The organism is Bartonella sp. M0192 (assembly GCF_016102305.1).
Lineage (GTDB): Bacteria > Pseudomonadota > Alphaproteobacteria > Rhizobiales > Rhizobiaceae > Bartonella > Bartonella apihabitans.
Window position 1 is genome coordinate 2,462,109 of the sequence record NZ_JACFOU010000001.1, and the last position, 8,756, is coordinate 2,470,864.

Annotated in this window: 2 protein-coding genes, 1 tRNA gene and 1 rRNA gene; all 4 read right to left on the minus strand. The window is 44.7% G+C overall.

Annotation, left to right across the window (positions count from 1 at the left end):
- Positions 1-8 precede the first annotated feature (8 nt).
- The 4 genes from H3S82_RS10505 to rrf all read right to left on the minus strand — a co-directional run bounded on the left by H3S82_RS10505 (position 9) and on the right by rrf (position 8,580).
- Positions 9-4,112: an inverse autotransporter beta domain-containing protein gene (locus H3S82_RS10505; RefSeq protein ID WP_078040003.1), complete on the minus strand. Its 4,104-nt coding sequence runs from the start codon at positions 4,110-4,112 to the stop codon at positions 9-11.
- Positions 4,113-5,630: 1,518 nt separating this feature from the next.
- On the minus strand, positions 5,631-7,640 hold the full coding sequence (locus H3S82_RS10510) for an ATP-binding protein (RefSeq protein WP_078040004.1): 2,010 nt from the start codon (positions 7,638-7,640) through the stop codon (positions 5,631-5,633).
- 502 nt (positions 7,641-8,142) lie between these two features.
- Positions 8,143-8,219: transfer RNA gene (locus H3S82_RS10515), tRNA-Met, on the minus strand.
- A 246-nt stretch (positions 8,220-8,465) separates the two neighbouring features.
- Positions 8,466-8,580, minus strand: a 5S ribosomal RNA gene (gene rrf, locus H3S82_RS10520).
- Positions 8,581-8,756 lie beyond the last annotated feature (176 nt).

Here is an 8,756-nt window from a genome sequence, read left to right on the forward strand (position 1 = left end):
TTCAACCGTTAATTAGCATAGATATTGACCCTAATTGCCGGCAGCTTGCCGACATCCATACGCTTACCTGTCAATGGAACCTTGAAAGAAGTGGTGGATTTTGGGTTCGCCGTGTAGGCTTCAAACAGAACGTTGCCAGTTCCTACCAGATCAGGTTTCAAAGGGGAGTAGTTAGATGTAGAGACAATGATATCACATGCGCCTACACCGCCGCCACCGTTTGGCTTGCGAAAACCGTACGCGCTGACGGTATCTATAACGCCTGTGTTTTTGAATGATAGATCAAGGTTGTGGTCACTATTCCCGAAATCATTCATCCACGAGTGAGGAACCGATACCGGAACCGAACAGTTTTGCGTCCTGTTTCCATCTTTAGATTGAACGTTAATAGCGCCATCAACCGTTGATGAGTGTAACGTTATCTCCTTATCCCATAAAGGGTTTGCGTATATCAGTTCAATAATGAACCCAAGACCTGAATGATAGTAGTCAACGTCCGGCGTTTCTGTGCAGTAACTGAATGGCATTCCATCTTCAATCGAGTTCGATGTAGTACCACATAGTTTCGGCGAGACGTCCAGAATTGCCAGCAAAACACCTGATGTCGGTAGGATTTTATAATCGACAGGGGTAGGCTGCCAGCCATGGTTATAATTAGTCATCGTGGTAGAAAGTTTATAGTCAGACGGGCTGCTTTGTGAGCTTACGGTTGCCACAAAGCCATTTTGCTTGATGACCTGTGTTGATCCGAGGTCAGTTGTCGAGAAAGTAACGTTTAACTGGTCCTCAGGAATAGCCCGTCCTTTTTTGTCAAGAGGCTTATAAGTTGCGGTCAACTGGTCTATGCCATCATTGTAAAGTATATCTTTATCCAGACTGACCAACGACGTATCCTGGTCGACATAGAGGCTGAACGATGTCTGCCCTTGAGCACTGAAGCCTCCGGAGTTGACCGTAAATCCATTACTGCCAAGCCATGATGCATAGGTCGATGCCATTGTAAGACTGACCTTGCCATCGGCATCTGTCGTAAAGTCTACGTTGCCCGGTGTACCATTGATTGAAAGCTCACTATTGGAAGGGATTACTGTGAGATTTCTATCAGGCAATGGTGTTCCGAAGTCATCGGTTAAAGTGATGATAATAGTATTGGTCTCGACACCATCGGCTATCGCAGTATCGGTATTGGCAATTGTGATATTGATGTTCGATCCGGAATTCCCAACAAGCTTCAATGTTCCCGTTACACCTATCGTAGCGGCATCTGCACCGTTGACCGTGGGCATGATGTTGATAACACCTTTCGTCGTACCTGATGTTAACGTGCTGACATAGGCACCCGCACCACGATCATAGGACCAGGCGGACATCTTCATGTCTAAAGATCCGTCGACTTCTTGAGCGGTAATCTTTTGGCTGATCTTTGTAGTATCCAACGTCGCAATGAAGTTGCCCGCTGCATCGCGTGGTCTAAACTCGATACGACTTGTTGAATGTCCATTTGCTACAATCTCGTTTGGAATCGCTTTGATCTCACCTTTGCTAGCGTCAATGTCTCCTGCATAGAGGTTGAGAATATTGTTGCTCGTACGGGCAATACCATCCTTTTCATTAATCACTGGTATCACCTTGATATCGCCGGTTTTTTGTCCGGACGTCAAAATTGCTTCATAATGATTATCGACAAGCGACCAGCTATCAATTTTGATGCCACTCTCGTCTATTCCAATAATAACACTTTTGATGATGCTCGCATCAATGCTGGTGATAGGATTCCCATAACGATCCTTTGGCTCATAAATGATCGTTGAGGTGGTGGAACCATTTGCCAAAATCCTAGGGGGATCAGCTTTAATCGTACTTGTATTTGCGTTCATCTCTCCCGCAATAAACGGAATACTTAAACTGGCAGTAACATTTGTTCCTGATATCTGTCCTGTAACAGTCACAGTTTCAGCCTTATGATCAGACACGGCCGGCGCTTGTGTTATTGTGCCATCGGTACCGCTTGTTACCGTGCTTGGATAGATTGACGGTTTGCCGCCTCCATTTGAACTCAAAGTGAATGTGACAGTTTTGTTTGGAACGAATGTGCCGGAGTCCTTGTCACGCACAACAACCGAGAATGTTGGCTGCTCATCCACCGTGGCCGATGTGATACCGTTTTCCCAGGCAAGAACCAATTCAATGTTCCCGGTCAATGTCACTTCGGCTGAGAGGTTGCCGACAGCTTTGTTATTGAATTTCGGCGTTATCGTATAGACATTGGCAAGCGTGCCTTTGAGAGTTGCCGTATAGACACCGCTTTCGGTCTCGGCAATTGCAGACACCGTCACCTTGCCGCTTTCAGGAGCGGAACCGCCCTTGATCACAACATCAAAGACAAGCTTGTCCTTGATACCGGTGATCGGGTTACCATTGGTGTCCTTGGCCGTAAATGTCAATGTCGAGGTTTCGATATTGTTTGCGACGATTGAGGTTGGCGAGGCTGTGAATGTGCTGTTGGCATCGTCAAATCCCGGGGCCTCGACTGTCACGGTTGTCGTTGCCTCTTTCGAGGTGTTGCCTTTGACATCCGTTGCAACGGCATTGACGACATAGCTATTATTACCACCCCACTGATAGGGTGGAAGAACCACAGAGTAATCGTTGACACCGCTTCCCTGAACAATCTTGCCGCCTGCTGCGATCAGGGCTGCTGCCATCACATTGACGCTTGCCACTTCATACTTGGATTTAACCGTTATACCAAGCGAATAACTTTCGTTATAAAAGCCGGTAATGCCGCCAACCATATAAAGGTTGATAAATTCCTTCTTCTTATACTCAAGAACAATGTTGTTGTTACGGTCAACCAGATCATATCTGCTTCCCGCAAGTGTGCGCATATCCCCGACTGCATCAGGATCAAGCTGCTTGGACAGCGGAACACCAAAACGATAATTGACCTGAAAGCCTAAACGTGTATCATCCTTGCCACTTGCACCTTGCCGGTGATCTACATTGAATGTCACAAGCGGTACCGGTGTATAATTGGCTCCGAAAGTAACCGCATAAGGGTTCTTCTGCCGTTCGTTCTTTCCAAAAAGCCCGACCTCGTTGCCATAATATTGCTCGAAGTTCAGCTTCATTCCAAGCTTCGGATAGGATGGCAGATAACCTTCCGCACGAATATCCCAGCCATTGGCCGGACGTTCATAATAGTCATCCACATCATGAGAGGTTCGCCAATCCGATAGTCGGTAATAGGCATTCATGCCCAATTTGAGATAATCGCGCCAATATTCGACACCAACTCCCATACGCGAATGCGAACGGGAAATGTCATAATCCCAAAACGCATTGCCGCCCAACATATAATTCTGCGTGAAATAACGATAGCCAAAACCCAGATTGCTCTGGGTGCGATCATCCGTGCGATGAATGGAGGTTTGTGTAAAAGCAAGACTGTTGCCTTTGTCATAAACCGGCAACAACATCTCGAATTGCGAATTCTTTAATGAAAAGCCATCATCAACATTCAACTGGATACGGGACGTGCCGAACTGGTTGAACCAGCGATTGATCTCGCTATTGGCCTTACCCGCAAAATATCCGGTTGCCATGGATTGAAGTTCGCTGCTATGGCCACCATTGGAGAGAAAGTTGCTTGCCTGCGTGGCAAGCGATGTGATGGCACCATTCTGTGATGCATCGCCTTCCAGATAGCGTGCCATCTCATCCGACACGGGCGCCACGGGTACATAGACTATATCACCCGCCTTTACCTGATCAAAACCGTTCTTGAAGAAGCGATCCTGATTGAGACGGCGCAATCCTTCAACACTCAGATTATAGCGCTTGGCAACACTATCAAGCGTATCGCCGGACACCAGCACATAGCCGCGTGTCATCACCGGCGTGCCATAGCCATCAAGCGAGGCGCTTGCACCATTGCCCGCCTGCCCGAATAGGCTGTTATCAGCGGCATAGCGTTCACCTCCCGAGTTTCTTTGCGCAGCCTGCGTTGGCATGGTCAACACCAGAAAGGACGAGCATAGGCAGAAGATAATCATCAACCACGACACAGCCTTTGATACAAAGACGCTCAAAAAGTTACTGCGCATAGACATGGTATTCCCTTTAGTTCTTAACCTGGAAAAGTTAATTTGTTCTTTTGAAAGAGCAGATTACCGAGCCTTGGACTCCGCTCTCGGCGGGCATGCAAGCAGGATCATTTGTGCAAACCAAAGACTTCGTTCACTGGGTAGGTGTCAGAAGCTTCAGCGGAATTGTATAAACCGGACCCCCCGCACTATTCGTCACGGGGTGGAGGGGGGGGAAATTAAGTAATAACAAATAATTAAACATAACTTTACCATCTCCTTGATGTATTCCATCAACCCAATAATTGGACACATCAACTAATAAGAACGTTCAACTTCACGTTAGAGATACATAAAAGCATCACCCGCATTTATAAAAACAAATACCGATTTCCTGAGATTTTGCAACCCCCCCCCAATAAATAATACACAAAAAATAAATGTATTCTTTTGATAAATATTAAACAATTAATTCAATTATGTTTTTAGATCCAACTACATCATAAATTTATTTATAATTTCACAACCTATAATTTAATTATCACGCATCCATTCGCCAACAAAACTGATTTCCTTTGTTGTTATTATTATAATGAATGCCGGTGCAACATTATCCAAGGCGCATTGACGAGGTACTCTTTGCCGACCCCACTCATGCTGCCTGAACTCGACATCGTTTGCTGAACACCTAGCCCCAAAAAGGAAAGGCCGCTTTCCGGAAGTATAATTTCAGGAAAAGTCTGTCAGGGATACAATGTTGGGAAGTATGGGCTTAATATTAATACGCGACAGTTTTACTCCCAATTGTAAGAAAACGGCAGTATATCCCTGATTATTGGCTGAAACAGATAATCTCGTTATTATCGTCGTATATCTTTCCCTTGCGAGAAACCCCGGAAGACATGTTAATAGTTTAATAGTATTAGCGAAAAAAAAAGACAATCAAAGATAGAATGAGAAATGGAAGAGCAGCTTGGAAGTCGCCAGCATCATAGCAAAATGTTTAATAATACCGTCAAATCTTGCAGCTATAAATCCTAAAACCGTACCTATAAGAGCGGAAAAGATTGTCGGAGAACTTCAATCATGACACGGCGTAAAAACCTTGCGAGAATGCGGCAGCGCCATGAACACAGCTTTTTCTCGACTATATGCACCGCCGCTTGAAATTATCTTTTATCTTAATTAACGAGGCTTGTCTTTCTTTACAGAGTTCGGACCTCGATTGTCACCTGTTCTGGCATTTAAGCGCCACGCTCTTCTAGATCGAGATGACGTGGCTCTCTCGAACTGCCATTAAAACGGTACATATGTCGCTTTGCGCGTTACTTGAATTATCAACTCTATTGATGTGATTGCGTTCATTAGCGAAAGCTTTCAATTGAATGATGTACTCCACACAGAATTCCCGAAGGACCAAAAGTTTATAAGCGGCAAGCCTGTTAGAATACGCAGATACATTCTCCTCTACTATATCCGTCGCCGCTATCGTTATCTTCCATATTCGTTAATGTGTTTTGGATTTTATAACTTCTTAAATAGTATTTACGTATGTTTGTCGTATCGAAGCCCCGCGGCTGAAATAAAAGCCTGGTTTCGCAAACGGGCATCGTTAAGTAAATCAGCCCATTCAATTATCTCAACGATTCCACGAAATTTTCCGCTCAATTCCTGAATACGGCCTCGACCATTTGCTGTTGTACGCCAGCCGTTCGTTTGAATTTCGAGCTTCCCGACAATATCGGCAACGACATAACAATAAAAAATACAATCAGAAGCAACCCGTATATGACCGCCTTTAAAATCTAAAATTTCGCCCTTTTGAAGCTTGGTAATGTATTCACTAATCTGGTTCATCGGCGAATACCGTTCGTCATAGTCCTTTCGCCCAGGATGTTTGAATTCCACAAGCATCACGCGCTGCAACGGATCATTCCCTTCGGATCGAAGTCCGTATAAGCGGTCGTATATGAGAAGATCTGGTCGCTTTTTGCTCGCTTCTTTATCAAGAATTTTTTTAAATGATACATCTGATGCAAAATATTTGGTGAAGGTCAGCCGTTCATCAATAATCCAAAGATCATGGTCAGCGACTTCTACTTTTGATGGGTCGTCGCCCCTCAGTTTCATTGGACAAATAAATTGATGGAGTGTCTCTTCCAAATGAAAATCCAACGAACCAACATCACGCTCACGTATACGGCGGGTCAAAACTTCCATTACATCAAGAACCGTTTTACGTCGCAACACATACTCGGTAAGTTGCCGTTGCTCCTCGGCTCGAATTTCGTCGGCCGCTTTACGAACTGTTTCTTGGAAATTCACCGGAACATCATCATTTTCACCAAGCTGAGAAACAATCTTCTGTATCCTGTCATTCCGTTCTTTATCTCGCCGGATCCGGACAGGAATCAACGCTTGAGCAAATTGTTCTGGCTTGACGGCATTATTCGGTGTTCTCGCTAAGAGATCCCGCGCATCTTCGAAGGCAAAAGATGGATATTCCTGAATAAACTCATGCATAGTTTCAAGACGTTGATTGTTAAACTGCGTAATTTCTTCGCCAAGCGCATTCTTTTGCACATTTTTGGAACACTCACGCACAATCTCTTCAATAATGCTTTCTACGAAATTAAATTGCGTTCGCTCCTGATTAACACGTTCATCCAAGAAATTGCCCGTAATACAGCCATGATATACGTATGAGCGGCTGGGACCGAAATAGCCAATGCCGATCAAACCGTCAATTTTCCGAGTCGTAACTGTCCGACCATTTGCAACTAAGTGCATCTGATGGAAACCTTCGAAATTGGCACTCGCTGCTTTCTCACAAACGAAACTCCTGAGAGATAAAGTGCCAAACTCTTTGCTTTCTATCTTAGTGATACCGCGATCCTCAACTCGAAGTTTCAGGATTTCCTCGGGAAATGTAACGACATTAGCATCTATGTCGACAGTGACGGTCGGGGATTGCCCCATAATGAAATCTGCAAAAAAATGCGAGCCAAAGTGCTTAATGATTGTAGAAGTTTTATGAGGAAACTTGTCACGGTAAGCTGTTCCGCGTAGCCGCTTGAATGTCACGGTCGTGCCCGTTTGAGCTACACCTACCAAGGGTTCTATTCTCTCATTCAAAATCTGTTCTTGCCTTGTTAAATGAAAGGTAAAAGAACGGCGGTACAAAGTTTCTTTATCACGATATATGCTTTCAACCTTGATGCTTTCAAAAGCATCAAGCCAAAGGAGGCGACCGACACCTTTGCCACCACGAGAAATCTTATAGTCCGTATCTGTCGTACAAAACGCCTCAAATCGCGCAGGTTCAAGCCCCACACCATTGTCCTCAATAACGATCTCGATATCATCCGCTGACTGCGCATTTGTAATGGTGACGGTAATTTTGCCTCGTTCCAGATATTGATCACCAAAAGCATCTTCAACAGCATGAAGCGAATTGCTCACCGCCTCGAATACAGGTTGAAGAGCCTCGGCTGCCTGTGACGGCTTTGGCAATCGTTTAACACGATTGACAATATCTCCATGCATAGAAGTCATTGGCGCCTCCCAATTTTCTTTTTTGCCTTACAAAACAAGCTTCAAATAACGAGTTTTAATAAATGCCCAACAAAGAATTCAACACTAACCAGATATTACACCGAAGTGCAATAAAGGACGTATTTTCCCTAGCCGTTATTATAACTCTTCTAGATATAACGTCCGTACTTTGTTTCTTACTTTTGGATTTCCAAGTTAGATGCCGAATCTAACAATATAAAAAGAAGTTTAGAGAGGTTATTGAACGGATATCTACGCGATATGACTGACGTAAACAGCCGACAACAGATTGATGGGGTAAGGAGATGAGACTTAAGTGTGAGAGGTGAGACCAAGCACGCATAAATTTTGACGTTCAAGATCTATGATTGAGACGCTTTATTTCCTCTCCGCATTACATTCGCATCAAAACACGAGCGTTTGAATGTTATCATAACCGCAGGCTTCATGAAGTGCAGCGGTTATCAAATGCGGATATAAATCTGGAAGGAGTAGTTGTTATTGGTTGCGGGGGCAGGATTTGAACCTGCGGCCTTCAGGTTATGAGCCTGACGAGCTACCGGGCTGCTCCACCCCGCGCCAAGGATAAGGGCTTTACGAGAAGCTGTAAGGGGCGAAGAGAGCCCGGAGGACAGGACCGCAAAACCACAACCGCTATAAGGCGAAAGACGATATAGCGGAATATTAAAAAAGCCGGTTGGCTAAATTCAATATAACAATTCAAACAGACCATTCAAGAGTGGCCTGCCCGTTATATAACAATTGAAGAGGAAGCACGAGGCTAAATATCGTAAAGATCAGAGAAGCTATTGTTGCACTTGGCAGACCTGGCAGCGACTTACTCTCCCGTGTCTTAAGACAAAGTACCATCAGCGCAGGAGCGTTTCACGGCCGAGTTCGGAATGGGATCGGGTGCAGCCGCTCCGCTATAACCACCAGGTCGGCAAAGCGCAACAATTTTCAAGAAACTGGTTTTTCAAACTAACTCTCTTTATCAATCACCTACGGTTTTCAAAACCTCAAGGCAATATAAAGATGAACATTTGTAATGGGAACGATCAAGTCAATCGAACGATTAGTATCAGTAAGCTCCATGTGTCACCACACTTCCACACC

Coding starts and splice junctions, on each gene's coding strand:
- H3S82_RS10505 (WP_078040003.1), bottom strand. CDS start 4,112: ATGTCTATGCGCAGTAACTTTTTGAGCGTCTTTGTATCAAAGGCTGTG.
- H3S82_RS10510 (WP_078040004.1), bottom strand. CDS start 7,640: ATGACTTCTATGCATGGAGATATTGTCAATCGTGTTAAACGATTGCCA.